The sequence below is a fragment of the Actinomadura syzygii genome (assembly GCF_008085905.1).
Taxonomy (GTDB): Bacteria; Actinomycetota; Actinomycetes; order Streptosporangiales; family Streptosporangiaceae; genus Spirillospora; species Spirillospora syzygii.
Genome location: NZ_VSFF01000008.1, coordinates 446933 through 473505, shown reverse-complemented (window position 1 = coordinate 473505; position 26573 = coordinate 446933). Strand labels below are relative to the sequence as shown.

The 26573-nt window shown below is 73.0% G+C and carries 23 protein-coding genes; 6 read left to right on the top strand and 17 right to left on the bottom strand.

What is annotated here, in order from left to right; all coding sequences use genetic code 11:
• Positions 1 to 259: 259 nt before the first annotated feature.
• Together FXF65_RS22660 and FXF65_RS22655 are read left to right on the top strand one after the other, a co-directional pair.
• The gene (locus FXF65_RS22660; protein ID WP_222868682.1) at positions 260 to 1288 is read left to right on the top strand and encodes a sigma-70 family RNA polymerase sigma factor; all 1029 of its coding nucleotides are present in this window, start codon (positions 260 to 262) and stop codon (positions 1286 to 1288) included.
• A gap of 56 nt (positions 1289 to 1344) precedes the next feature.
• A complete protein-coding gene (locus tag FXF65_RS22655; RefSeq protein ID WP_148351989.1) occupies positions 1345 to 2124 on the top strand; it encodes an SDR family NAD(P)-dependent oxidoreductase in 780 nt (259 codons plus the stop codon).
• Between the two features lie 4 nt (positions 2125 to 2128).
• On the opposite strand, the gene FXF65_RS22650 is transcribed toward FXF65_RS22655, so the two are convergent.
• Positions 2129 to 2617 carry an Lrp/AsnC family transcriptional regulator gene (locus FXF65_RS22650; protein ID WP_246199002.1) on the bottom strand — a complete coding sequence of 163 codons (489 nt, stop codon included), beginning with the start codon at positions 2615 to 2617 and terminating at the stop codon, positions 2129 to 2131.
• Between the two features lie 102 nt (positions 2618 to 2719).
• Here FXF65_RS22650 and FXF65_RS22645 point away from each other — a divergent pair, with 102 nt between their 5' ends.
• The 3 genes from FXF65_RS22645 (at position 2720) to FXF65_RS22635 (ending at position 9167) form a co-directional block, all read left to right on the top strand.
• The gene (locus FXF65_RS22645; protein ID WP_148351988.1) at positions 2720 to 6202 is read left to right on the top strand and encodes an indolepyruvate ferredoxin oxidoreductase family protein; all 3483 of its coding nucleotides are present in this window, start codon (positions 2720 to 2722) and stop codon (positions 6200 to 6202) included.
• A gap of 116 nt (positions 6203 to 6318) precedes the next feature.
• Positions 6319 to 7494, top strand: a complete 1176-nt coding sequence (locus FXF65_RS22640) for a protein kinase family protein (RefSeq protein ID WP_148351987.1) — start codon at positions 6319 to 6321, stop codon at positions 7492 to 7494.
• A 155-nt stretch (positions 7495 to 7649) separates the two neighbouring features.
• Positions 7650 to 9167, top strand: coding sequence for a DUF7507 domain-containing protein (locus tag FXF65_RS22635; protein ID WP_148351986.1), 1518 nt, complete (start codon positions 7650 to 7652; stop codon positions 9165 to 9167).
• 96 nt (positions 9168 to 9263) lie between these two features.
• On the opposite strand, the gene FXF65_RS22630 is transcribed toward FXF65_RS22635, so the two are convergent.
• Together FXF65_RS22630 and FXF65_RS22625 are read right to left on the bottom strand one after the other, a co-directional pair.
• Positions 9264 to 10154: a transporter substrate-binding domain-containing protein gene (locus FXF65_RS22630; protein ID WP_148351985.1), complete on the bottom strand. Its 891-nt coding sequence runs from the start codon at positions 10152 to 10154 to the stop codon at positions 9264 to 9266.
• 291 nt (positions 10155 to 10445) lie between these two features.
• Positions 10446 to 11855: an MFS transporter gene (locus FXF65_RS22625; protein ID WP_246199000.1), complete on the bottom strand. Its 1410-nt coding sequence runs from the start codon at positions 11853 to 11855 to the stop codon at positions 10446 to 10448.
• A gap of 107 nt (positions 11856 to 11962) precedes the next feature.
• On the opposite strand from FXF65_RS22625, the gene FXF65_RS22620 reads away from it, so the two are divergent.
• Positions 11963 to 12448: a winged helix-turn-helix transcriptional regulator gene (locus tag FXF65_RS22620; protein WP_222868681.1), complete on the top strand. Its 486-nt coding sequence runs from the start codon at positions 11963 to 11965 to the stop codon at positions 12446 to 12448.
• A gap of 50 nt (positions 12449 to 12498) precedes the next feature.
• Here FXF65_RS22620 and FXF65_RS22615 read toward each other — a convergent pair whose 3' ends face one another.
• The 14 genes from FXF65_RS22615 to FXF65_RS22550 all read right to left on the bottom strand — a co-directional run bounded on the left by FXF65_RS22615 (position 12499) and on the right by FXF65_RS22550 (position 26436).
• On the bottom strand, positions 12499 to 13125 hold the full coding sequence (locus FXF65_RS22615) for a GTP-binding protein (protein WP_148351983.1): 627 nt from the start codon (positions 13123 to 13125) through the stop codon (positions 12499 to 12501).
• Positions 13106 to 13597, bottom strand: a complete 492-nt coding sequence (locus FXF65_RS22610) for a DUF742 domain-containing protein (protein WP_148351982.1) — start codon at positions 13595 to 13597, stop codon at positions 13106 to 13108. Before FXF65_RS22610 ends, FXF65_RS22615 begins: the two co-directional genes overlap by 20 nt.
• Before the next feature lie 6 nt (positions 13598 to 13603).
• Positions 13604 to 14026 carry a roadblock/LC7 domain-containing protein gene (locus tag FXF65_RS22605; RefSeq protein WP_148351981.1) on the bottom strand — a complete coding sequence of 141 codons (423 nt, stop codon included), beginning with the start codon at positions 14024 to 14026 and terminating at the stop codon, positions 13604 to 13606.
• On the bottom strand, positions 14023 to 16836 hold the full coding sequence (locus FXF65_RS22600; RefSeq protein WP_148351980.1) for a sensor histidine kinase: 2814 nt from the start codon (positions 16834 to 16836) through the stop codon (positions 14023 to 14025). Before FXF65_RS22600 ends, FXF65_RS22605 begins: the two co-directional genes overlap by 4 nt.
• A 122-nt stretch (positions 16837 to 16958) precedes the next feature.
• Positions 16959 to 17306 (bottom strand): hypothetical protein, encoded by a 348-nt coding sequence (locus FXF65_RS22595; protein ID WP_148351979.1) that lies wholly within the window; start codon positions 17304 to 17306, stop codon positions 16959 to 16961.
• A gap of 44 nt (positions 17307 to 17350) precedes the next feature.
• Entirely contained in the window at positions 17351 to 17890 is a 540-nt protein-coding gene (locus FXF65_RS22590; RefSeq protein WP_187412457.1) for an ATP-binding protein, read from the bottom strand.
• Between the two features lie 156 nt (positions 17891 to 18046).
• A complete protein-coding gene (locus tag FXF65_RS22585; RefSeq protein WP_148351977.1) occupies positions 18047 to 18628 on the bottom strand; it encodes a PadR family transcriptional regulator in 582 nt (193 codons plus the stop codon).
• A gap of 126 nt (positions 18629 to 18754) precedes the next feature.
• The gene (locus FXF65_RS22580; RefSeq protein WP_148351976.1) at positions 18755 to 20524 is read right to left on the bottom strand and encodes a fatty acyl-AMP ligase; all 1770 of its coding nucleotides are present in this window, start codon (positions 20522 to 20524) and stop codon (positions 18755 to 18757) included.
• Between the two features lie 6 nt (positions 20525 to 20530).
• Positions 20531 to 22432, bottom strand: coding sequence for an acyl-CoA dehydrogenase family protein (locus FXF65_RS22575; protein WP_222868680.1), 1902 nt, complete (start codon positions 22430 to 22432; stop codon positions 20531 to 20533).
• Positions 22433 to 22467: 35 nt separating this feature from the next.
• Entirely contained in the window at positions 22468 to 22959 is a 492-nt protein-coding gene (locus FXF65_RS22570) for a nuclear transport factor 2 family protein (protein WP_148351975.1), read from the bottom strand.
• A gap of 34 nt (positions 22960 to 22993) precedes the next feature.
• Complete coding sequence (locus FXF65_RS22565; protein ID WP_148351974.1) at positions 22994 to 23806, bottom strand: SGNH/GDSL hydrolase family protein; 813 nt, start codon at positions 23804 to 23806, stop codon at positions 22994 to 22996.
• Positions 23807 to 23837: 31 nt separating this feature from the next.
• Positions 23838 to 24470 carry an SGNH/GDSL hydrolase family protein gene (locus FXF65_RS22560; RefSeq protein WP_148351973.1) on the bottom strand — a complete coding sequence of 211 codons (633 nt, stop codon included), beginning with the start codon at positions 24468 to 24470 and terminating at the stop codon, positions 23838 to 23840.
• Positions 24470 to 24694, bottom strand: a complete 225-nt coding sequence (locus FXF65_RS22555; RefSeq protein ID WP_222868679.1) for an acyl carrier protein — start codon at positions 24692 to 24694, stop codon at positions 24470 to 24472. Before FXF65_RS22555 ends, FXF65_RS22560 begins: the two co-directional genes overlap by 1 nt.
• Positions 24695 to 25254: 560 nt before the next feature.
• Positions 25255 to 26436, bottom strand: a complete 1182-nt coding sequence (locus tag FXF65_RS22550) for a serine hydrolase domain-containing protein (protein ID WP_222868678.1) — start codon at positions 26434 to 26436, stop codon at positions 25255 to 25257.
• Positions 26437 to 26573 lie beyond the last annotated feature (137 nt).

The following is a 26573-nucleotide window of genomic DNA, read 5'->3' as shown; positions in this document are numbered from 1 at the left end:
TTCCGGTGGGAAGCCGGGGCGGGCGTCGGTCTACTGCTCGGCGGCGTGCCGCCAGAAGGCGTATCGGACGCGGCAGGCCGCCGGCGGCGGAGGCGTCCAACAACTCATCTCCGAGATCGAGCACCAGGTGAAGGGGCTCGTTCCGGAGAAGCCGGAGCCGTTCTATTCGGGTGTGGAGAGCCTTTCGTCGTCGGTCCGCAGGCTTCGGAGCATCGCCCGGGTCGCGCGGGATGTCTCACGAACCGTCACGCCCGAGCCCGTGACGAATTCCGCCGTCACGGAACCCGGCGTTACGGAATCGGAGGATGAGGCCGCCGCCGTGCGGAGCGGCGACGAATGGTCGTTCGCCGATCTCGTCGAGCCGTACCGGCGGGAACTCCAGGTCCACTGCTACCGCATGGTCGGCTCGTACGACGACTCGGAGGACCTTGTCCAGGAGACGCTGCTCAAAGCCTGGCGGAACCGCGACGGGTTCGAGGGGCGCGCCAGCCTCCGCGCCTGGCTCTACAAGATCGCCACGAACGCGACCCTCGACTTCCTGCGGCGGAACGAGCGGAGGCCGCAGCGGTACGGGCCGTCGCCCGTCCCGCCGAGCGACGGGGTGGAGGCGCCCACGTTCCTGCCCTGGTTGCAGCCCTTCCCGGACGAGGACCCGGAGGCCGCGGCCGAGTCGGCGGAGACGCTGGAGCTGGTGTTCCTCGCCGCGATCCAGCATCTGCCGCCGCGCCAGCGCGCCGTCCTGATCATGCGGGACGTGCTCGGCTGGCCCGCCGCCGACACCGCGACGGCCCTCGACCTGACCGTGGCCTCGGTGACCAGCGCGTTGCAGCGGGCGCGTCCCGCGCTGCGCGAGCGGCTCCCGGAGCGGCGGCACGAGTGGGCGCGCGGCGCGGACCCGTCCGAGGCGGAGCGGGACCTGCTCGACCGCTACATGCGCGCCGCCGCGGACGGCGACGTCGGCGCGATGGCCGGGATGCTCCGCGCCGACGCGCGGATCACCATGCCCCCGAACCCGCTGTGGTTCGGCGGCCGCGACGCGATCGTCGCGATGCTCGGGCCGACGTTCGACCCGGCGTCCCCCACCTGTTTCGGACGCTGGCGGCACCTGCCGACGCGGGCGAACGGGCAGCCCGCGCTCGGCGGGTACGTGCAGCGTCCGGGGACGCGCGTGTACCGGGCGCAGGTCCTCGACGTCCTCCGCGTGGAGGACGGCCTGATCGCCGAGATCACGTCGTTCGAGCCGCACCTCTTCCCGGCGTTCGGGCTGCCGCTGACGCTGACCGATTAGTTTTCCGCGGGCCTGCGTCTCAACATCCGTTCGCAAGCGACGAAACGGAGCAGACCATGCTGGAGAACAAGAACGCGATCATCTACGGCGCCGCCGGCTCGATCGGCACCGCCGTCGCCCGCGCCTTCGCCCTGCACGGCGCGACCGTCCACCTGGCCGGGCGCACCCGCGAGACCCTGGAGGCGGTGGCCGCCGACATCGCGGCGGCGGGCGGGCACGCCGAGGTCGCCGTGGTCGACGCGCTGGACGAGCAGGCCGTCCAGGCGCACGCCGAGGGCGTGGTCGACAGGGCGGGCAGCCTGGACGTGTCCTTCAACCTCGTCTCGCGCGGCGACATGCACGGCGTCCCGCTGACGGAGATCCCCGCCGACGACTTCCTGCGCCCCGTCACCACCGCGATCACCGCGAACTTCCTCACCGCGCGGACCGCCGCGAAGCTCATGGCGGCGCAGGGCTCCGGAGTGGTGCTGGCGCTGAACAGCGGGTCCGCGAAGGGCAGCCCGATGATGGGCGGGACGGGCCCGGCCGACGCGGCGATGGACGCGCTCGTCCGGAACCTGGCGCAGGAGGCGGGGCCGAGCGGCGTCCGCGTCGTCGGCATCTGGACGGCCGGGCTCCCCGAGACGCTGACGCGCGAGAAGCTCGCCGCCACCGGCATGGACCTGGACGACGCCGCCCGCGAGGGCCTGTTCAAGCAGCTCGCCGAGATGCGGATGCTGCGCCGCTCCCCCACCCTCGACCAGATCGCCGGGACGGCCGCGTTCCTCGCCTCCGACGCGGCGGGCGCGATCACGGCGACGTTCGTGAACGCGACGTCCGGCGTCTTCGGCGACTGAGCGGCTACCGGTCGGCGGAACGGGCGCGTCTCTCTTCGTCCTCCAGGAGGGGTCCGATGCGGAACGGGACCTGGTGGGTGAGCACGATCGACGTGTGGCTGCGCCGGACGCCGGGGCACGCGAGGATCGAGTCGATCACCTCGTGCAGCTCCTTGGCGCTCGGCGCGGCCGCGCGGACCAGCAGGTCGCCCTCCCCGGTGATGCCGAGCACCTCCAGCACGCGCGGGATCGCGGCGAGCGCGACGGCCGCCTCCCGCAGCCTGCCCTGCGCGACCTCCAGGGTGACGAACGCGGTCAGCTCGAACCCGAGCGCGGCGAGGTCGACCTCCCGGCCGCGGTGCCCGATGACGCCGTCGCGTTCGAGCCGCTCGACGCGGGCGTGCGCGGTGTTGCGGGCGATGCCGAGCTTGGCGGCCAGCTCGGTGACGCCGATCCGCGGCTGCTCCACGAGGCGGCGGAGGACTTGCAGGTCGAGCAGGGTGGGACGGGTCACAATGCGCAACCCCTTTCGGCAGGCCGGGGCCGATTTGAGCAATCTGCTCAATTATCGTCCGGACATCTTGCACACCGCTCACCGGGGCGGGCTAATGCAGGAATGAGCACCCTCGCATCTCCTCTCCGCGACCGGCTGGAACTCGACCGGGGACGGATCGCGATCGGCGGTGTCCACGCGCTCGTCCGGCTGCTGCTCGACCAGCGGCGCGCGGACGCCCGGCGCGGCTGGACGACCGCCGGGTTCGTGTCCGGGTACCGGGGATCGCCGCTCGGCGGCCTCGACCAGCAGCTCATGCGGGACGCGGAACTGCTGGGCGCCCACGACATCCGGTTCGTGCCGGGCGTGAACGAGGAGCTGGCGGCGACGGCCGTCTACGGGTCGCAGCTCGTGGAGCACCTGCCGGGCCCGCGCTTCGAGGGCGTCTTCGGCCTCTGGTACGGGAAGGCGCCGGGCGTCGACCGGTCGCTGGACGCGTTCAAGCACGCGAACTGGCTCGGGACGTCGGCGCGGGGCGGGGTGCTCGCCGCGGTGGGGGACGACCCGTCCTGCAAGTCGTCCACGCTGCCGTCGGCGACGGAGGGCGCGCTCGCGGAGGCGTTCATGCCGGTGCTCGTCCCCGCGTCGATCGGGGACGTGCTGCGCCTCGGCCGGCACGGGTTCGAGATGTCGCGGTTCAGCGGCGCGTGGACGGGCTTCAAGCTCGTCACCGACGTCGCCGACTCGCACGAGACCGTGGACGTCGAGCCCGTCCCCGACCCGGTGCTCCCCGAGTTCACCTGGCAGGGGCGCCCGTGGAAGCCGACCCGCCGTCCGGGCGTGGACCTCAAGGACACGACGTCGCTGGAGAGTGAGGTCCTGCAGGGACGGCTGCAGGCGGCCACAGCCTACACCGCCGCCAACGGGCTCGACCGGATCGAAGGCGCCGCCGGGGACGCGGCGATCGGCCTGGTCGCGGCCGGGCGCACCTACCTTGAGCTGCGCGAATCCCTCGACCGGCTCGGGCTGGACGACGCGGCGCTGGAGCGGCGGGGCGTGCGGCTGCTGCGGCTCGCGCTGATCCATCCGCTGGACGCGGGCCGGGCGCGGGAGTTCGCGCGCGGGCTCCGCGAGATCGTCGTGGTGGAGGAGAAGCGGGCGTTCGTGGAGACGCAGTTCCGGGACGTCCTGTACGACCTGGCGGAGCGTCCGGCCGTGTACGGGAAGAACGGGCCGGACGGGGCCCCGCTGATCCCGGCGGACGGCGGCCTGGACGCCGACCGGATCACCAAGGCCCTGGCCCGCCTGCTCGCCGACCGCGTCGGCGAGGAGCACCTCGACCTGCGCGACCCCGTGCTCCGGCCCCGCAAGCCGAAGATCGACCTGCTGGGCGCGGCCCGGACCCCCTATTTCTGCTCGGGGTGCCCGCACAACCGGTCGACGGTCGTCCCGGACGGCTCGATCGCCGCGAGCGGAATCGGCTGCCATGTGATGACCGTGTTCCAGGACCGCAGCATCGGCACCACGCAGATGGGCGGCGAGGGCGTGATGTGGGTCGGCGCGGCGCCGTTCAGCGAGACCGAGCATCTCTTCCAGAACCTGGGCGATGGAACGTTCTTCCACTCGGGGAGCCTCGCCGTGCGGCAGGCCGTCGCCGCCGGAACCAACATCACCTTCAAGATCCTCTACAACGCGGCCGTGGCGATGACCGGCGGGCAGGACGCGGACGGCGGCTCCGACCCGGCGGCGGTCACCCGGATGCTGGCCGCCGAGGGCGTCGCGAAGATCGCCGTGGTGGCGGACGACCCGTCCCGGTACCCGCGCGGGACCGGCTGGGCGCCCGGCGTCCGCGTCCGGCACCGCGACGACCTGGACGCCGTCCAGCGCGAACTGCGCGAGATCCCCGGCGTGACCGTGCTGCTCTACGACCAGGCGTGCGCGGCGGAGACGCGGCGCAAGCGCAAACGCGGGCTCGTCCCCGACCCGGCGACGCGCGTGCTGATCAACGAGGCGGTGTGCGAGGGCTGCGGCGACTGCGGCGTGAAGTCGAACTGCCTCAGCGTGGAGCCGGTCGAGACGGAGTTCGGCCGCAAGACGCAGATCAACCAGACGTCCTGCAACAAGGACTACTCCTGCGTGGACGGCGACTGCCCGTCCTTCGTCACCGTCACCCCCGGCACGCGGGCCGCGAAGGAGCGCCTGCCGGAGATCGGCGAACCGCCCGAGCCGGTGCGGCGGCCGGAACGCGCGGACGTCCTGCTCGTCGGCATCGGCGGGACGGGCGTCGTGACCGTCAGCCAGGTGCTCTCCATGGCGGCCCTCCTCGACGGGCGGCACGCCCGCGCGCTCGACCAGACCGGGCTCAGCCAGAAGGCGGGCGCGGTCGTGTCGCACCTGCGGATCGGGTCCGCCGGCGCGGACCGTCCCGGCATGGTCGGGGCGGGCGGCGCGGACGCCTACCTCGTGTTCGACTCGCTCGCCGGGACGTCCGAGCCGAACCTGCGCCGCTGCGCGCCCGGCCGGACCGCCGCCGTCGTGTCGACCAGCGAGGTCCCGACCGGACGCATGATCACCGACACGGCGGCGGGGCTGCCGCCGACCGCGGCGCTCGTCCGGCGTATCGCGGACCGCACCGACGCGGACCGGCTCGTCGCGCTCGACGCCCTCGCGCTCGCCGAACGCTGGTTCGGCAGCACGACGACCGCCAACTTCGTCGTGGTCGGCGCTGCCTACCAGGCGGGCCTGCTGCCGCTGTCGGCGGACGCGATCGAGCGGGCGCTCGCGCTGAACGGCGTCCAGGTGGAGGCGAACGTGCAGGCGTTCCGGGCGGGGCGGCGGCTCGTCCTCGAACCGGACTGGGCGGCGGAACCGGCGGCTCCGACCGCGGTTTCGCGTCCGCTGGACGGCACCGCCGAGGCCGCGATGCGCCTGGTCGACATGTCCGGCGCGGACGGGGACTTGGCCCGCGTGCTGCGGATCCGCGTCCCGGACCTCGCCGCGTACCAGAACCTGGCCCTCGCCGAGCGGTACCTCGCCGCCGTCATGCGCGTCGCCACCGCCGCCGACCGCGCTGCGGGCGCGGACGGGCAGCCCCTCGCGGTCGCCGTCGCGCGCAACCTCTACAAGCTGATGGCCTACAAGGACGAGTACGAGGTGGCCCGCCTGCACCTCGATCCCGAGCTGGCGCGGCGGGTGGAGGAGCAGTTCGGGACGGGCGCGTCCGTCCGGTACATGCTGCATCCGCCGCTGCTCCGCGCGGTCGGGGTGGACAAGAAGATCGCGCTCGGACGGACGGCGCGTCCGGCGTTCCGCGCGCTGCGCGCCATGCGGCGGCTGCGCGGCACCCCGTTCGACCCGTTCGGCGCGACCGCGCAGCGCCGCGCCGAGCGCCGTCTCGTCACCGGCTACGTCGCCGTGGTGAACGAGCTGGTCGCCGGACTCGCGGACGGCCCCGGCAGGCTCGACGTCGCGGTGCGGATCGCGGAACTGCCCGACATGATCCGCGGATACGAGGACGTCAAGACGGCGAACGTCGTCCGGTACGAGGAGCGGCTCGGCGAACTGCTGGCCGAATGGCGCGCGGAGCGCTCCCCGGCGGGCGTGTGACCGGTCGAACCGGCGGGCGGCGTCCGCCCGTATCACCTGGCACGCCGGAGACGGAGCCCGGCCTGGACGTGCGACGCGGTCGGTTCGAGACGAGGTTGGTTCGAGTGGAATCGGGCGTGCGGCTGACGGAGCGCTACCTGCTCGTGGAGCGCCTCGACCGCGGCGGGACGACGGAGGTCTGGCGGGCCCGCGACGAACTGCTCGGCCTGACCGTCGCGGTCAAGCTGCCCGCGGCCCGGAGCGCCGCCACGCACCGCGCGTTCCAGCAGGGCGTGGGCCGCGCCGCCGGGCTCACGCACCCCGCGCTGGAGACCGTCTACGACAGCGACCGGGCGCGCGGCCGGGCCGGACGCGCCGTCTCCTACGCCGTGACCGAGTTCCTCGACGGCGGGACCCTCGCCGACCTCCTGCGCCACGGCCCGCTCTCCGTGGCCGAGGCCGCGGACGTCGCCGAACGGGTCGCCGGGGCGCTCGACGCCGCGCACGCCGCCGGAATCGCGCACGGACGCCTGTCCCCCCGCAAGGTCATGCTCGTGGACGGCGACGCCAAGGTCATCGGTCTCGGGGCGGGCGGCGGGCCCGCGTCCGGCGCGGACATGGCCGCCGACGTGCGCGCACTAGGCGCGCTCATCTCCGCGTGCCTGCCGTCCGGGACGTCCGGCGGCCCGGCCCCGGTCGCCGCGCTGTGCCTGGACGCGACGCCGGCGGACGGCCCGTCCGCCGCGAAGGCCGCCGCCCTGCTCCAGCGCGGTCCGAGACCGGTGAACGCCGCGTTCGGCCCGCCCACCGCCTTCGCCGCGACCCAGCGCATCGACTCCCTCCCCGACCAGCGGCCGTCCCGCGACCACCGGACGCGGGTGCTGCGCCCACCCCGGCGCAAGCACGGCGCGGGGGCACGACTCGCCGCGTTCGCCGTCGTGGCGGCGATCCCGGTCACCGCCGGTGTGGCCGTCCTCGCGTCCGGGCCACGGACACCGGTGGTCGTCCCGGCGACGACGGCGAGCGTCCAGACGCCGCGGCGCGGGACGGGCCGGGTCGCGTCCGCGCTCGGCCGGATGCGCCCGATCGTCAGCCGCGGCTACGCCGCCGGGGAGATCCGCTCCGACGTCGCGATCGACCTCGACGCCGCGATCGCCGACCTCGCGAACGACCTCGCCGCCGACCGGAAGGTCGACGTGAACCGGCGGGTCGGACTACTCCGCGCGCGGATCGACGCCCGGCGACGCGAACGCGGCCTCTCCCCGGACGTCGCCGACCAACTGACCCGCGTCCTCGCCACCGCGCGGGCCTGACTTGACCCGCCGCTGGGACGACACTCGATTTCGCAATTCTTCGACGCCGATCTGACCACGCGCAAGGCAGCGGTTGTGATCATCCGCAAGCGCCTTGATATGAGCGTGAGAGGGGATGCGATTCCCCGTCGATCCGGAAGAAAAGAGCGAAGGCAATGAGACAAGGGATATCCCGCGCCGTCGCGGGGGTCGCGGCGGTCGGCGTCGCGGCGGCGCTGGCCGCGTCAGCGGGGCACACGTCCGCGGCCGAGCGGCGGCAGGGCACGGAACTGGTCGGCGAGTCGTTCACCGGGGCCACCGCCGACCCGCGCTTCATCGGGTACGGCTCGGCGTGCCTGACCGGCGCGCCGCGCGGCGCTACACCGGGACCGGGGGAGCACACGCTGGCGGGCTGCCGCCTGGACCCGGTCGGCCCGGTGCCGCCGGGCAACGGGGCACCGCACGGATACCTCCAGCTCACCGACGCCCACAACGACCAGTCCGGCGCCGTGCTGTTCGACTCGCCGATCCCGGCGACCGACGGGCTGGACGTCACCTTCGAGCAGTGGCAGTACGGCAACACGACGCAGGTCGCGGCGGACGGGATCTCGTTCTTCCTCACCGACGGCGCCACGCGACTCACCCAGCCGGGTGCTTTCGGCGGAAGCCTCGGATACGCGCAGAAACTGCCCGACGACGATCCCAACGCCGAATTCATTCCGGGCGTGAACGGCGGATATCTCGGAATCGGGCTCGATGTCCTCGGAAACTACTTCGGCGACTGGGAGCACCGCGGAAACGGCTGCGCGCAGCGTTCTCCGGCCGGGACGGGATTCCACGTCCCGGGGCCGGGGGCGAACATGGTGACCGTCCGCGGGCCCGGGAACGGCACCGAAGGCTACTGCTGGCTGGACGCCACCACCAGCAACAAGACGACCACCGGGCCGTGGCCGTCCACGCTGCCGGGAACGCTCCAGGGGAACCTGGCCTCGATCCCGCCCGACGCCACGCCCGCGCAGGCCGAGGCTCTCCTCGAACCGGTGAAGCGGACCGTCCACGTCGTCGTGTCGCCCGCGCCGAACCCCGTCGTCACCGTCGACATCGACTTCCAGGACGGGCGCGGGTTCCAGCGGGTGCTGAGCTTCGCCGCGCCCGAACCCGTCCCGGACACCTACAAGTTCGGGTTCGCGGCCTCCACCGGCCTGTTCACCGACGTCCACCTCATCCGCCGGGTCGTCCTGAACTCCGAGCGCCCGCTCGGTGAACTGGAGCTCAAGAAGGAGTTCGCCGGGTGGGGCGAGCCCGGCAAGCGGTGGAACATCATCAGGTACCGGTTCATCGTCACCAACCGGGGCGAGGAACCGCTGAACACCATCACCATCAACGACCGGCTCGCCGAAGGGCTTCACTGCCCGCCCGGGATCCTCGCCCCGGGCGAGTCGGTGACCTGCACGGGCTCGCACACCGTCACCCAGGAGGACCGGGAGCGCGGATTCGTCGAGAACACCGCGATCGCCACCGGCCTCCGCGAGGACGACGGCTCCACCGTCACCTCCAACGAGTCCAGCCTGACCGTGGAAGTGAACGAGAAGCCCAAACCGAAGCACGCCGTCCAGCCGAACCACGCGGCCCAGCCGAACCACGCGGTTCAGCCAAAGCACGCGGCCCAGCCGAACCACGCGGCGAGGCCGTAGGCGCGGCTCGGTCGCGGGCGCGGGCCCGTCCGGGCCCGCGGGCCGTCCGAGTCTCCTGGCGCCGCCGCGCGGGCGGCGGCGCCAGGCCGACCGGGGCTAGTCGCAGCCCTCGAACTGGGGGACCTCGACCTTCGAGACGTTGAGGCCGGTGCCGCCGAACCACTTGCTCATCAGCTTGGCGGCCGTCCCGTCCTGGTACATGCGGGTGATGGCCCGGTTCAGGGCCTCGCAGCCGCCGAGGTCGCCGCGGCGCAGGCCGATGCCGGTGTTCTGCTCGCTGATCCGCGCGTCGACCAGCCGGAGCCCGCCGCCCTCCCGGCGGATCAGCCCGGCCAGGATCACGTCGTTCGTGGTGATCGCGTCCACCCGGCGCTGCTTGATCAGCGCCATGCACTCGTCGTAGTCCCTGGCCTTGACGATCTGCGCGGTCATCCCGTTGATCGCCAGCAGCCGCTTCACCGGGTCCGAGCCCTCGACCCCGCAGAACCTGCGGCCCTTCAGGTCGCGGACGCCCTTGACGGCGCGCTCGTCCGACCGCACCAGGACGTCCTGGAAGGACATCGAGTACGGCCCGGCGAACGCGACCTGCGTCTTGCGCTCGGGCGTGACCGACAGCGTCGCGAGCACCATGTCGGCGCGTCCCGACGTCAGCGCCGGTATCCGCTCGGCCGACAGCACCTGGACGAACCGCACCTTCTTGCCGAGCCGGTCGGCCATGTACCGGGCGACGTCGATGTCGAAGCCCTCGAAGCTTCCGTCCGCGCGGCGGAGCCCGAGTCCGGGCAGGTCCGGGCGCACGCCGACGACCAGGGTCGACTTGTCCAGCAGCGATTCGCCGCCGTCCCGCCCGCACGCCGCCAGCAGGCCGCCCGCGAGGACGCACGCGGCCGCGATCCGCCCGGCCCGCCGCCCCGCTACCCGCACGGCCGCGCCCCGTCCGGGCCGATCCGGCGGGACGGGCGCGCGTCGCCGGGACGAGTCCGGCATTCCGCAGAAACCTTCACGCCGTAACCATAGAGCGGCCGGGGCCGCGCCGGGCAGCCCTCGCGGCCGAGCGCGGGTTCCCCATCCCGGTCGTGATGGGGAACGGCCTGTTCGCGGTGGCGACACCGGTCCTCATCCTGATCACCGCCGTACAGGGCTGAGATGTAGGGAAATGCACAACAGGCACCTCCTCCGGATGGAGGTGCCTGTTGTGTGTGCGGGGTCGTCCAGACGAACCGGGCCATGAAGGTCCGGGTCAAGGTTTCGCCTGGCTCCCCGTGTCAAGGCGAGGAATCATGAAGTACCGGCGACCACTTCCGTTTCTGTCTCGGGGACGGGGGATGGGGAGGGCCGTGGTCTGCGCGGGGTCATGCCAAGGGCGGCGATCGCTGCGATCGCCATGAACCCGCCGACCATCAGCCAAGCGTCGACGTAGGCGTCGTGGACGTCCGGGTAGCCGCGCGGGACGCCGAGGACGGCGACCGCGAGGCTCACGCCGAGGACGCTCCCGATCTGCCTGCTCATGTTCAGCACCGCGCTGCCCGTCGCGTACCGGTGCGGCGGCAGCTCCACGGCGGCGGCGGACAGGATGGTGGGAAGGGCGAGGCCGACGCCCGTCCCGCCGATGAGCCAGCCCGGCAGCAGCTCGGACGCGTAAGCGGGCGCCGGGCCGAGGCTCATCGCGATCATGACGACGCCGAACGCGCAGAGCATGCACCCGGCGGCGGTGATCAGACCGACCGGGACGCGCGCGGCGGCCAGCCGTCCGGCGACCAGCGCCATGATCGGGACCATCAGCGGGCCGGGCGCGACGGCGAGCCCGGTCGTGATGGCGGAGTAGTGCCAGACCTGCTGCATCCACAGCACGCCGAGCAGGAGGTTCGCGGCGAACGCGACGGTGAACAGCAGGATCGCGGCGTTCGACCAGGTGAAGGTGCGCACGGCGAGCAGCGACGGCTCGATCACCGGCGCCGGGTGGCGCAGCGAGCGCAGCCAGAACCAGGCGAGGCCGAGCAGCGCGGCGCCGCAGGCGAGCACGGTCTGCTCCCCCGGCCAGTCGTTGATCTTGACGACGGCGAGCGCGAGCAGCGCGATCGCGGCGGTGAGGACGGCGGTGCCCGGCAGGTCGGGGACGCGGGCGGTGGCGCCCTCCCGCGAGTCGGGGACGAACCGCCACGCCAGCAGGATCGCGAGGATCCCGATCGGGACGTTCACCTCGAACACCCACCGCCAGGACAGCTCGACGAGCACGCCGCCGACGGCGGGCCCGGCCGCGGCGGCGAGCGCGGACGCGGCCGACCAGATCCGCACGGCGCCGCCGCGCCGCTCGGCCGGGTAGGCGGAGAGCAGGAGCCCGAGGCTGGTGGGGATGAGCGCCGCCGCGCCCGCGGCCTGGAGCACGCGGAAGGCGACCAGCCACCACAGGGACGGCGCCATCGCGCACGCCTGCGACGCGAGCGTGAACACGGCGAGGCCGAGGAGGAGGCCGGGCTTGCGGCCGTACCGGTCGGCGAGCCGGCCGAGCGGGACGAGCAGTGCCGCGAACACGATCGCGAAGCCGTTCAGCACCCAGGACAGGTCGGCCATGGGCCGGCCCGCGAAGTCGCGGCCGATGTCGTTGAAGGCGACGTTGACGATGAACAGGTCGAGGCCCGCCATGAAGGACGCGACGGAGAGCACCGCGAGCACCAGCCCGGGCCGCACCCGCCGGCCCCCGAGAGCGGGTACCTGACTTTGTTCCACCATAGTCAGCGAGGCTAGCGAGCGGGCTGACTTTGGTCAAGCAAAGTCAGCAGGTTTATAGTGGTCGCGTGACAATCGCACTTGAGGGGCATTTCGCCGACCGCGACGCCTGGTCGATGCAGAACTGCCCGGTCGCGCGGACGCTGGCCGCGCTCGGTCCGCCGTCGGCCGTCCTCGTGTTGAGCGAGGCGTACTTCGGGACCAACCGCTTCGGCGACTTCGTCCGCAACCTGGAGATGACCGAGTCGGCGGTGACGGCCCGGCTGCGGCACCTCGTCAAGGCCGGGCTGCTCAGCCGGGAGCCGTACCAGGAGCCGGGGCAGCGCACCCGCTACGAGTACCACCTGACGAAGATGGGGCAGGACCTCGCGCCCACGCTCGTCGGCCTCATGGAATGGGGCGAGACGTACCTGCCCGGCGACGAGGGGCGCCAGGTCAGGCTCACCCACGCGGGCTGCGGCGAGGCCGTGACGTCGCAGGTCAGATGCGCGGACGGGCACGCCGTCGCGGTCGACGAGATCGTCATGGGGCCGCCGCGTCCGGGCGAGGAGTAGCCCCCTCGCCCGGACGCTCCGGGCCGCGCCGGGCCCCGCCGCCCGGGCGGCTAGCCGCGCCTGCCGGAGCCGCCGGCGAGCCGCAGCGCGTGCTCGACGAGGGACACCAGCACCTCCTTCGCCGAGCCCGTCCGGCGCGCGTCGCACAGCAGGACGGGGACGTGCGGGTCGATGTCGAGGGCCGTCCGGATCTCCGGCGGCTCGTAGCGGTCGGCGTCCTCGAAGCAGTTGACGGCGACGACGAACGGCGTCCCCTTCCGCTCGAAGTAGTCGATCGAGGCGAAGCTCGCCATCAGCCGCCGCGTGTCGGCGAGGACGACCGCGCCGAGCGCCCCGCGCGACAGCTCGTTCCACATGAACCAGAAGCGCTCCTGGCCCGGCGTCCCGAACAGGTAGACGGCGACGCCGTCCCGCAGGGTGATGCGGCCGAAGTCCATCGCGACGGTCGTGGTGGTCTTCGCGGCGACGCCGTCGAGGTCGTCCACGGCGCTGCCGACGTCGGTCAGCGCCTCCTCGGTGCGCAGCGGCCGGATCTCGCTGACCGCGCCGACCAGCGTCGTCTTCCCGACGCCGAACCCGCCGGCGACGAGGATCTTCAGCGCGACGCGCGGGCCGTCCAGCCGCTCGTCGGCGGGGGCCTCGGGGGCCTCCGGGGAGTTAGAGCGCGCGGAGCTCATCGAGCACCCTCCTGAGCAGGTTCTGGTCCAGATGCGGCGGGACGGTGGCGGGCGGCGGCGCGGCGGCGTCCGCACCGGGGGACGGCACGGCGGCGGGCGCGGACCACCGCTGGACGTCCAGGAGCCCCGAGTCGAGCAGGTCGCCCGCCAGCACCCGGATCACGCCGAACGGCAGGTCCAGGTCGGACGCCAGGTCGGCGAGGGCGTAGGGGCGGCGGCACAGCGCCAGCATCCGGCGCTGCGGGCGGGCGAGCCGGCCGGGCTCGGCGGGCCGCCGGCCGGTCGCGACGAGGATCGTCACGATGTCCAGCGGCTCGCCGCTCGGCCGGGTGCGCCCGCGCGTCACCGCGTAGGGCCGGACGATCGGCCCCGCGGCCGCGTCCAGCCACCGCTCCCGGCCGGGCGCCCCGTGGTCCCGCGCGGGGACGCCGTGATCCCGCGCGGGGGCGCCGGGCGTGTCGCCGGGGTCCATGGCGGGTCACCCGGCTCCCGGTCCGGGCCCGCCCCGCCGCAGGCCCGTGGAGAGCTGCCGGCCGACCCGCTTGACCAGCATCGTCATCTCGTAGGCGACGAGGCCCGCGTTCGCGCCGACCTCGCTCAGCAGGGCGAGGCAGCTGTTCGCCCCGGCCGGGACCACGAAGAACAGCCCGTTCTCCATCTCCACCATCGTCTGCCGGATCTCGCCGGAGGCGAGCTGCGGGCGCGCCCCGGCGGCGAGGCTGTGGAACCCGGCCGCGAGCGCGGCGAGGTACTCGGCGTCCTCGCGGCCGACGCCGCGCGACATGCCCATCACGAGGCCGTCCCGGGACAGGACGACCACCTTGCGGATCTGCGGCACCCGGTCGACGAGGTCGTCCAGGAGGAAGTTCAGCTCGGCCGCGACTCCCTGCTGCTGCGTCATGCTCTCTCCTCCGTGTCGTCGGCGGGTCCGCCTGGTCGTTCGTCGTCGTCCCGGCCGCGCAGCCAGCCCGCCTGGAGGGACGCGAACAGGTCGCGGGACGCCTCCGCCGAGCGCTCCTCCCACGCGGCGACCGCGTCGCCGGCCGGGGCCTCGCCGGGCGGCGGGTCGGCCGGCGGGGCCCCGAAGGGCCCGTCATCCGGCGGCAGCGCGTCCCGGAGCTGCGGCGCGAGGTTGCCGCCGCGCACCCGGCGCGGCAGCGGGGCCCGCCCGCCGTTGCCCGCGTGGGCCTGGGTCTCGCCGAAGGACGCGGGCGCGTGGCCCGTCCCGCCGTACGGGTCCTGGCCGGGGCCCTGCGGGCCGGACGCCAGGAACGGGCGCGTCGCGTCGAACGCGGGGACCGGCCCCGGCTCGTACGACGGCTCGTACGGCTGTTCGTACGTCGGCCCATACGACGGCCCATACGACGGCGACGGTGGGGTCTCGTACGTCGGCGGGGTCTCGTACCGGTCGTACGAGGGCCGATCCTCTTGCGAGAACGGCGCATCGAACCCCACCGTCGCGTCGTACTCCGGCAGTCCCTCTGGGACGACCGGCGTCTGGGGCGCCGTGTCACGAACGGACGTGTCGCGAACGGACGTCTCGCGGACGGGCGTGTCGTACACGGGCGCGTTCAGCATCGCCGTCGACGCGGACGCGTCCGGCGTGGGCCAGTTCCGCAGCCCGGTCCGCGCCAGCGAGCCGTTGGTCGGGGCGGCGCCGTTGCCCTGCGCGGCGGGCGCGGCGGCGGCGGGGGCGGGGGCGGGGGCGTCCTCGTCGTCGGGCTGCTCGACGTCCACGATCAGGCGGCGCGGGATCAGCACGACCGCGCTGACTCCCCCGTACAGCGACGGCTGCAACGCGACCTTGAGGCCGTGCCGCCCGGCGAGGCGGCCGACGACGAACAGGCCGAGCCGGTCGGTGACGGCGAGGTCGAACTCCGGCGGACGGGCGAGCCGCAGGTTCAGCGCGTCCAGCTCGGACTGGTCGAGCCCGATGCCCCGGTCGACGACGTCGACGGCGAACCCGTTCGCGCCCATCTCCCCGCGGACCAGCACCTCGGTCGGCGCGGGCGAGAACACGGTGGCGTTCTCGATCAGCTCCGCGAGGAGGTGGATGATGTCCGCGACGGCCTCGCCGATCAGCGCGGCGCCGCCGCCGAGCACGACGACCTCCACGCGGGTGTAGTCCTCGACCTCGGCGACGGCGGCGCGCAGCACGTCCTCGACGTGGACGGGACGGCTCCACCCGCGCCCCGGCGACGTCCCCGACAGGATGACGAGGCCCTCCGCGTGGCGGCGCATGCGCGTGGTGAGGTGGTCGAGCCGGAACAGGTCTTCGAGCGCCTTCGGGTCGGACGCGCCGCGCTCCATCTCGTCCAGCATGCGGAGCTGGCGGTGCAGCAGCGACTGGCTGCGCCACGCGACGTTGAGGAACACGCGGCTGATGCCCTGCCGCAGGTACGACTCGCGGACGGCCGTCTCGATCGCGGTGTGCTGCACCTTCGTGAACGCGTCCCCGACCCGGGCGACCTCCTTGGTCCGGCCGATGACGAGCGGCGGGGCCTCCGCGCTGACGTCCACCTCCTCGCCGCGCCGCAGCCGGGACACGACGTCCGGCAGCCGGTCGTCGGCGAGGTGCAGCGCGGCGCGCTGGAGCCCGCGCAGTTCGCGGGACAGGCTGCGCGCCGCGAGCAGCGACAGCACGATCGACGCGACGACCGCGAGCAGCCCGAACCCGCCCGCGAGGACGAGCCGCATCACGATCCGCTTGCCGATCGGCTCGGCCATCTCGTTCAGCGCGAGGCTCGCCTGCGTGACCTTCTGCGCCCACGCCTGCGACAGCAGCTGGGTGGTGGCCTGCCAGTCGGCGGCCGCGGCGGGCAGCCGGTCGTCGCGCGCGTTGACGATCGCGGTCTCGGCCGCGCGGTAGCGGCGGAACCCGTCGGACGCGGCGAGCTGCCGCAGCGGCCCGCTGATCTGGTCGTTCAGGTCGGCGAGCCCGGCGTCGAACTCGCGCCGCCCCTCCGCCGCCCACTGCACGAACGCGATGTGCTCGGCCGGGGTGAGCCGCCCGTTCCGCGCCATCGCGGCGGTGACGAGCGAGTCCTCGCGGAGCATGTAGGCGCGGGCGTTGCCGAGGCTGATCAGCGCCTTGCCCTGGGTGAGGATCGCGACGTCGTTCACCGACACCAGGCCGTTGAACACCGCGATGACCTGGTCCAGGACGGTGCTGTAGGAGTTGATCACGTCGAGCGGCTCGGCCGTGCCCGAGTCCACTTCGGCGCGGAGCTGCGGCACCCGGTCCAGCGCCCTGATCGCGGCGGCGAGCCGCTGCTTGGTCTCGGGACGGGCCGCGTCCTGCGCCTCCGCCGACAGCGACGTCCGGCGGAACGACGCCTCCACGCCGCTCACCTTCGCCCGCAGGCCGGTGAGCTTCTGCCTCGCGGCGTCGTCGCGGGTGGTGAGCGCGACGACGCTTAAGGACCGCTCCGCCTGGAGCAGGTTCACCAGGTTGATGCCGGGGAGGCCCACCTTCTCGTACGTCGTCGAGAAGTCGTACTTGTCGAACGCGTCGCCGAGCGTGATGTTCGCGGCGAACGCCCACAAAGCAATGAGGGACACCAGCGGGACCAGCAGCAGCGCCGTGATCCGCAGCCGGATCGGACGCCTGCGCCGGGGCCCGCGGCCGGGGTCCGCCGGGACGTCGGGGCCAGGGGGTGCACTGTTCGGGGCGGCCGCGTGGGGGTCCGCCGGCCGGCCTTCGCCAACCATCAGATCACAACCTTGTGCGGGGGACGGGCCCGGCTGTGCGGCCCGCTCATGTCGGTCGTTGCGGTTTGTGGGCACGGGTCGTCCAGGACACGGCCCACCCGGGCGCGTCGCGGCAGCGACGGTCAGGGGTGCGCCTCGTCCAGGGCGGCGCGGGCCACCAGGCCGCGCAGGCGGCCGGTGATCATCTCGACGGCGCGCGCGTGCCCGCGCGCGGCGCCGTCCCGCGTCGTGTACTGCCCGATGTCGGCGTGCATGGACGTGTCGGACACGATGGTCTGCCAGAGCAGCGGCCTGCCGTTGGCGGCACGGCCGAGATCGACCACCGTGAACCAGGTCGAGACGACCACCACGACGGCGCCGACGCGGATGACGTCCTGCGCTAGCAGGCGTCCCCGCACGTCCAGCAGCATCTGCTGGGCCTCGGCGGCCGTGGCCTGTCGCCCGTCCGCGTGGAAGTACTCAACGGGCATGATGCATCCCATCGCCGTTGAACAGCGGGGCGGCGATGAACCGCTCAGTGCCCGGGACGCTCGTCCCGCGGCCAGGCCCGGATCTCACACCAGACCGACTTGCCGGACGGTGTGTGGTCGGTGCCGTGCCGGTCGGCGAGGACCGCCACGAGGAACCAGCCCCGCCCGGTCTCCTCCATCAGGTCGACCTCGCGCCGCCGGGGGACGGCCGCGCTCTGGTCGTGCACCTCGATGCGGAGCCGGGACCCGGCGCGCAGCAGCCGCAGCCGCAGCGCGGCGCCGGGGATCGGCGCGTGCCGGACGGCGTTCGTGACGAGTTCGGAGACCAGGACCTCGGCGTCGTCGCCGGTGTGCCCGGCGCCGGAGTTCGCCGCGACGGACCGGCCGAACCGCCGCGCCCGCGGGACCGACTCCCGCTCGGCGGGCAGCGTCAGCTCGCCCAGCAGGACCGCGGGCTCGTCCATGGCGCGCAGGCCGTTCGGCCGGGACGCGCCGTTGACCTGGCCCGCTCCGTTCGCCTCGGTGGTCTCGTGGGGTGGGGGAAGGGTGCTAGGGAGTTCGATGGTGTGGTGTTCGCCCGACATGGTGAACGCCTCCTTGACTAAGGCGTGTCGGCCCGGTCCGGTGCCGCGGGGACGCGGCGCCGGGGTGGGCGCGGGGGGTTGGCGCCGTGGCCGCCGCCGTCCGGGCATGCGGCGGCACGGTGCCGGGCGAGGACGGGCGGGCGGCCATGACGGCTCTCATGACGGCTCCCCCTCCTCGGCATGGGTGCCCGCCCGGGTGCGCAGCAACCGGGCGGTGCTGGTGAACCACTCGTAGTTCTCCTGCTCGAAGCGCAGGCCCCGCAGGCAGGTCAGGTACGGCCCGACCGGGGTGCCGACGCGCAGGAAGGTCTCTTCGTCGAGGTCGCCGCGCAGGTGCTTCAGGGTGCGTTCGAAGACCTCGATCTTGGCGGCGGACGCCACCGCCCGGTCTTCGAGTTGCGCGATGACGGACGGCGCGGAGATGTGGTCGACGGCCTGGACCATCACCAGCAGGTTCTCGCGGATGATCCCCGGCTTCGCCGGGGCCGTCGCGAACCGCTCAAGCTCGTCCACGCCGGCCTTGGTGACGGTGTAGACGCGCTTGTTGGGACGGTCGTGCTGGATGACCTGCCGCCCGCTGATGAGTCCTTCGGTCTCCAACCTCGACAGCTCCGAGTAGAGCTGCTGCGGTACGGCATGCCAGAAGTTGGAGACCGACAAATCAAAGATCTTCGCCAGCTGGTAGCCGCTGTACTCGCCATCGAGCAGCGCCGCCAGCACCGCGTGACGTAGCGCCATCGGCCTTCTCTCCCCGCCTTGACTCAGGGTGAGGCCGACGTTAGCAGACAACGACATGATTAGTCATGCTTTTGACTAGTATTGGTAAGGGCAGATTTTCGGGTTCACCGTTTGTTCACCTCCGGGTCAGGCGGGCGTGGCCCGGCCGGGGACGAGCGAGGGGAAGAGCTCCGCGAGCGCGGGCTCCAGGTCGCCCGCCAGGGCGGCGGCGTCCCCGCCGAGGAACGCCTCCCTGGTCAGGCCGCGCTGCATCTTGCCGCTCGTCGTCCGCCGGACCGTGCCACGTCCGGCGAGGACGACGCTCAGCGCCGGCAGGTCGAACGCGCGGGCGACCTTCGCCTTGACGAGGGACGCCAACTCGTCCAGGGGCGTCCCGGCGGCGGCCCTGGTGCTGATCTCCTGGACGAGCACGACGTGCTCGGCGTCGCCGCCGTCGACGGTGAACGCGGCGGTGGCGAGGACCGCCGGGTGCACGTCCTGGGCGACCTCCTCGACGTCGTGGGCGTGGATGTTGCGGCCGTTGACGATGATGAGGTCCTTGATCCGCCCGGTGACGTACAGCTCGCCGTCGAAGCGGAAGCCGAGGTCGCCCGTCCGCAGGTAGGGGCCGTCGCCGCCGGAGGTGCGGGCGCCGAACGCTGCGCCGGTGGCCGCCGGGTTCGCCCAGTACCCGGCCGCGACGCTGCCGCCGCGCACCCAGATCTCGCCGACCAGCCCGTCGGGGAGGCGGGCGCGGGTCTCTGGGTCGACGACGCCGACGTCCAGGGTGACGGGACGTCCGCAGCTCACCAGCCTGCGGGCCGTGTCTTCGGTCGCTGGGACGGCGCGGCCCAGGGCGAGCGCGCCCGCGTCGAACCCGCGCACCAGCGGCCCGCCGCCGAGCGGCGCGGCGGTGATCAGCAGCGTCGTCTCGGCCATCCCGTAGCAGGGCATCCACATGGCCGGACGGAACCCGGCCGGGGCGAACCGCTCGGCCATCCGCTCCAGCGTCGCGGCCCGGACCGGCTCCGCGCCGTTCTTCACCACGCGCAGCGACGACAGGTCGAGACCGTCCATCTGCGCGTCGGTGACGCGGCGCAAGGCAAGCTCGTAGCCGAAGTTCGGGGCGACGGTGATCGTGCCCCGGTACCGGCTGATCAGCTCAAGCCACAGCACGGGACGCTTGATGAACGTGATCGGCGAGGTGAACACGTACCGGCAGCCGAGATACAGCGGCTGGAGGAACTGACCGATCAGACCCATGTCGTGGTAGTGCGGCACCCAGCCGACGCCCACCGTTTCGGACGTCCCCTCGATCCTCCGCTTGATCTCCTCGCCGTTGCTCAGCAGGTTGCCGTGGGTGACCATCACGCCCTTCGGCTCGCTGGTCGACCCGGACGTGTACTGCAGGAAGGCGAGCGTGCCCCGGTCGAACTCCGGCGGCTCCCAGTCGCCCGGGTCGCCGACCGTCGTGCTCTCGGTGTCGACGCAGTGGACACGTCCCTTGAGCCCGGCGTCCGCCAGCCATGCGGCGATCCGGTCGCGATGGGCGGCGTCGGTCAGGATGAGCGAGACGCCCGCGTCGTCGATGATGCGGCGGGTGCGGTCGAAGCGTCCGGCGTCCAGGGCGGGTAAGGGCGCGGGAACGGCGACGACCCGCGCGTACAGGCACCCGAGGAACGCCTTGAGGAACTCCAACCCCTCCGGATAGAGGAGGAGGACGGCCCTGTCCCGCAACCCGCGCGACTCCAGGCGGCAGGCGAGCGCGCGGGCCATCCGGTCCAGCTCGGCGAACCCGAGGACGTTCTCTCTATATTTGCGTCCACGCTCTTCGCTGATGAAGGTGAAGGTCCGGTCGTCACCGTGTTCCCGGACGTTCTGCCGGACGAGCGACACGAAGTCCTGATGCGCATGCATCGGTCATCACTCGTCCTCTGCGTCGGGCAGCAGTTCGGCCAGGGACAGCAAGGAGAACCAGCGCCGCTCGTCGAAGCCGCGGAACATCACGTCCTCCAGCGGCGGCAGGAACTCCTCCGACAGGACCATGTCGGGCTGCGAGCGTTGCAGCAGGCGTTGCAGGCACAGCACGAGCCACTGCCCGGCGGCGAACGGGCCGCCGAACTCGTGCCGGTTGTGCAGCCAGGTCAGGACGCACGACATCATCGCGTGCAGCTCGCAGTAGCGTTTGGCGCGGCCCAGCGCCGCAACCGAGGTCGTGTCGCCCTCGTCGGCGCGGATGCCCTCCTCCAACCGGACGCGCAGGCCGCCGATCGTGGACATCAGGTCCTTCAACTCGGCCGCCACGCCGGGCGCGGCGTGCGCGTTCGCCGCCGCCAGCAGCTCCTCGGAGATCTCCTCGAAGCGCTGGCCGATCTCGTCGCGGCCCTCGTTGGTGAGCTGGAGCAGGCGGCCGTCCGGCGACCAGGCGGGCGGGGTGCGCGTCCAGCAGAACAGGTCGGTGAGTAGCGCGTCCTCCTTACCCGTCTCCTCGGGCGGACGGACCAGGAACGGCAACTGCGCCGCGACGTTGGCGAGGTTCACGTGCGTGGTGCCCTCGAAGATGCTCGCGATCGCGTGGTCGCGCTGGAGCTTCTGGAACACCCCGTGCGCGACGCCCTCGCGCAGGTAGCCGCGCGCGGCGAGGACCGTCCCGATGCTGGCGACGACCTCCTCCCCCATCACCGGGACGAAGTACTTCACGATCGACGACCACAGGCTCAGCCGCCCCGGCGCGACGGTCAGCGTCCGCGCCACCGGAAGCGTCGTGCACTCGGCGATCAGCAGGTCCAGGTGCGCCTTCACCAGATGGTCGCGGATGACCGGGATCTGGTAGATGTCCGCCCCGTACAGGGTGCGGGACCGCGCGTACTCCATCCCGATGCGGACGACCGCGTCCATCGTCCCGACCGACAGCGCCGCGATCGCCGTCCGGGTGATCTGCAGCGTCTTGAGCGTCTGGACGAGCCCGGACCCGCGCCGCCCGATCACCCGGTCGACCGGGACCCGCGCCCCGACGAACACCACGCCGCTGAGGTCGTGGCCGCGCAGCCCGACCGTCCGCACCGGCGGCAGCGTCGACCAGACCTTCGGGTCCAGTTCGCGCTTGTCGACCAGGATCAGCGAGAAGTCGCGGGCGCCCGTGCGGGCGTAGGTGGTGACGAAGCGGCCCCGGGTGGCGTTCCCGACCGGCCATTTCGTCCCGGTCAGCACCAGCTCGTCGCCGTCGAACTCCGCCTCCGACTCCGAGGCCATCACGTCGCTGCCGTGGTCGGCCTCCGAGACGCCGAAGCAGGCCAGGTCGCCGACCAGGACGCCGTCGGCGACCGTCCGGCGCTGCCGCTCGTCGCCCCACAGCCACACCGGGTTCACCGCCAGCAGCCCCGACCCGTACATGACGGCGACGGTGACGCTGCGCCGCGAGATACCCCGGGTGACGAGGAACAGCTCCTCCAGCGTGGACAGCCGTCCGCCGAGCACGCTCGGCACCAGGTACTTCGGGAAGCCCCAGGCGCGGACGGCGTCCACGGCGCCCGGCGGGATCTCGTCGCGCTCCTCCGCCTCCACGATCGCCTTGTAGGAGAACGGACCGGCCGCCTCGTCCATCGGGTCGCCGAGGTAGCCGTCCAGGTCGGCGGCGATCCGGTGCGCCGGGGACAGCCGCGCGCGCCCGGGCGGGGACGCGCGCCGCTGCGGCGCGTCCGGCGGGTCGGCGGACGGCGCGGCGGGACCGGCCGGGTCCGCCCGGTCGGCGGCGCGCACGGGGTCCGGAGGGTTCCCGGGGTGCGCGGGGTGCTGTGCGGAGTGTGCGGGGACCTTGCTGTCCATCGTTTCCTTCGACTCCCTTTGGCTGCGCCGGCTCCCTACGGCTGTGCCTGCTCCGTTGCGGGCAGGCCGGACGTGCCCCCTGTTCCCCCCGATCCCCCCGTCCCGGACGCCTCCGCCCCCTCCGCCTCCGCCCTGTTGGCGTCGGCCTCTTCCATGCGCCGCCCGACCACGCGGGCGAGCGTCATCGCGGCGGGCAGCGGGCGGACCATCACCGTCAGGCCGGTGACCAGGCCGTCCTCGCCGAACCTCAGCAGGTCGAGGCCCTGCACGGCCTTGCCCGCCACCCGCGCGGAGAACACGAGCGCCTGCGCCGGGACGTCCGGCGGGCGGCTGACCAGCTCGCCGGTGTAGCGGAACTCCTCGAACACCTCCAGCAGGACGCCCAGCAGCGCCATCACCGAGTCGCGCCCGAGGTAGGGCTTCACCATCACCGGGCTGAGGAACTCGATCCCGGGGTCGAGCGCGCCCTCGATAGCGGCGAGGTCCTTCGCCTCCACCGCCGTCCGGAACGTTCCGGAGACCGTCACCTGTGCTGCTCCCTTCGATCGCCTGGCGGACGGGTCACCGCGCGGCCCCGGCGGGGACGGCGGCGCGGGCGAGCCCCTCGGCCCAGGCCCGGTAACCGGCGGGGGACGGGTGGAAGCCGTCGGCGGCGAACAGCGCGCGGTCGCGCGCCATCGCCTCGTCCATGGGAGCGTGGACGGCGCCCGCGGCGCGGGCGGTGTCGCGCATGATCAGGTCCATCGCCCGCGCCCGCGCGCCGAGCACGAGCCGCAGCGGCTGCGGGACGGCGGGGAACCGGTGCACGGGCGGCATTCCCGCGACGACGAGCGTCGCGCCGGCGTACCGGCCGCGCAGCACGCCGAGCAGGTCGGCGAGGTCGGTCGCCCAGCGGCGCAGCGGACGCCGTTTGATCAGGTCGTTGATCCCGACCGCGAGCACCACGAGGTCGGTCCGGTCGCCGCCGGGCGGCGGGACGAGCCCGGTCGCGACCCGGCGCGCCGTCGCGCCGCTCTCGCCGGACACCGACCACGCCACGCCGCGGCGCAGCCGGTCGCGCAGCGCCTCGGCGAGGAAGCCGGGCAGCGCCTCCGCGTGCCGGGACGCGCCGACGCCCACGGCCGTGGACTCGCCGATCACGACGACGCGGTACGCGGGCCCCTGGCCGCCCGTCCCGGCTTCGTCTGTTCCGGCCTCGTCTGTCCCGGCTTCGGCTGTTGCGGCGGCATGTGCGAAGCCGTGCTCGTCCCCCGCCGCGGGGTCGAGGCGGGGGGTGCGGCGCGCCGTCCGCCATGCCTGGACGAGCAGCACCGGCGCGAGCGGTATGAGCGTCAGCGGCTGGGAAACACGGGCGAAGGTGGATTGTCCGTTCATCTCTGTCCCAGTCTTGGAATGGGCCCCGAGCTCAGATCGCCCGCTCCCCGAGCAGGCTCCGTGCGATGTCCGCGATCACCTCCGCGACATAGGCGTGTCCCCGCGGGTTCAGGTGGATCCCGTCGGCGCTCCACATCACGGGGTCGGCGACCTTCGCCACCGACTCGCGCGTCGGAAAGGGCATGCCGAAGTCGGCGCTGGCCCTGGCCAGCTCGGCGTTGAAGTCGTGAATGCGCTGGACCGTCCGCGTCTTGCGGAACTGCGACATGGGCGCGAGGTCGAGCAGCGGCGGCCGGGGCACCGGGATCGCGAGCGCGACCGCGCCGCGCTCGACGGCCCAGCCGAACAGCTCGTCCAGGCAGGCGGCGGCGACCGCCGGGTCGTAGCCGCGCAGCGCGTCGTTCATGCCGCAGCCGAGCACGACGAGGCGCGGGCTCAGCTTCCGGACGGCCGGCAGCTGGTCGCGCGCCACGTCGTCGACCTTCGCCCCCGGGTCGGACGCGTTGAGCAGCTCGTCACCGGGAACGCCCAGGTGGCGGGCCAGCCGCCCGGCCCAGCCGAGCCAGCCGCCCGCCGGGTCCGGGTCGTCCTGGCCCTCGGCCACGCTGTCGCCGAGCACCACCATGAAGGTCCGGGCGGGCCCGGCGGAGGGCGGACCGCCCATCACCCGACGAGTTCGAGCAGGTAGTCGGTGAGGGCGGTGACCGTCTCCCGGCGCCTGGCCTCGGCCACGTCGACCTCGACCTGGAGGTGGTCCTCGATGTCGCTGATGATGCTGATCGCGTACACCGAGTCGACGCCGTACCGGGCGAGCTCGACCGTCGGGTCGATGTTTTCCGCCGGCCTGTCGAGGTAGAAGGCGATCCTGTCAAGAAGCCACGATTGCAACTCATCGTGGGAAATTGTTTCCGCTCCGGTCACCGCACTCCTCCTTATGCCAGAGGATCATCTCAATAATCGCGATTGCTATCGGAAGACGAGCACACCGCAACATACCGGCAAATGCATGATGTGTCTCAGTTCCGGATGTGAACGATCGGACACAACCATGTCTCCGTTACGTAAATTAAGTCAGTACCCCGGTAAATCGGCGCAGGACTACCGGCTGGTAACCCCTTCCGTTAAGGGACCCACCACGCAGCCTGGACGGACCCTCGCGTCCCCCGCGCCCCATCGATCCGTCCCACCCCGCGGACCGCACGACGGCGCGCGACCTGCACCGTTCCCCCTCCGTCGCGATCCGGGAGGGCACCGCCCCGGCATGGCATTGCGGCACGTTCCAGGAGAATTTCGGACAACCGCCCAGCGGATACCAAACGGTCAAGTCAGGAGATGCTTACGTCCGGGTGAGAATCTCTTGGCGTGGGCGGCGAAACGGCCCGGACGGGGCGGCGAGGCCGCCCGTCCGGGCCGTTGATCAGCGATGTCGTCCGGTCGGCCCGGCCGCGTCAGCCGGCGCCGCAGACCGCGCGGTCCACCAGCCGGAGCGACGCCCTGTCCTGGGCGTCCTGGCCCGGGTCGCCGGGCCGGAACGTGGACACGGCGACGCTCGCCGCACGCCGCCCGTCCGCGCTCGCCCCGGACTCGGAGATGATCCCGAAGAAGGTGCCGCCGTGGAACCAGACCCCGCCCGCGCAGCCCTTGACGGGCCGCCAGGCGAGGCCGAGCCCGTACCGGACGCCGTCCGCGAGGATCCAGTCGTCCACCGGGACGGTCTGCTTCATCTGCGCGAGCTGCGCCGGGGCCAGCAGACGACCTCCCAGCAGGGCGCGCAGGAAGGCCGTGTGGTCGCGCGTGGTGCTGATGATCGCGCCGTCCGAGCCGCCGCTCACGCTGACCGACGTGTCGGTGAGTTCCGCGCGCCCCGGGAACCGGGTGTACGCGGTCGCGCTCGGCTGCGGGACGTAGGCCGACGTGCCGGGCGTGATCGTGTGCCGCAGCCCGAGCGGCTCGATGATCCGGTCATGGACCTCCTGCTCCCAGGGATGTCCGGTGACCTTCTCGATGATCAGTCCGGCCAGTACATAATTGGTGTTGGAGTAGCCCCAATGGGTCTCCTCGGCCGGGTTGGACATGTCCGGAACCCAGAGCGGCGGCCGCGTCATCGCCGCCGCCACCTTCTGCTGCGGAGTGGAGACTCGGAAACGGTTCTCCTTGAACTTCTCCGGGGTCAAGTCACTGCCGTCGCCGAGTTGGACCGCCACATAATCGTTCAACCCGCTGGTCTGCCGGAGAAGATTTTTGACGGTGATTCTCCGGCCGTCGTTCCCTTTCCCACGAACGACCCCCGGCAGCCATTTTTCGACGGTGTCGGTCAGCCGGAGCTTTCCTTCGCCCACTAGTTGGAGCGCGACCACCGACGTGTACGTCTTGGTGTCGCTGCCGATACGGAAATAGGAATTCCAGGGAACGGGCCGCCCCGTCCGCAGGTCCGCGACGCCGGCGCGGGCGGCGTGCCCGCCGGTGGACGTCCGCACCTCGGCGAGCACTCCCGTGGCGCCGGTCGCCCGGATCGCGTCGACGTCGCCCCGCAGACCGTCCCGGCCCGGCTGGGCAGCGGCGGCGGCCGCCGGCAGCAGCCCCGCCATCAGCGCGCCCGCGGCCAGCGCGGCGACGGCACGCCTCCTCACCGGGCCCTGCCCTCCCGGCGGACGACCCCCAGACCCCCGACGCGGGGCGCCCGATGATCCTCGCTCCGCCGCGGTCATCGGGTCCTGCCCTGCTGGGGGACGACCCCCAGACCCCCGACGCGGGGCGCCCGATGATC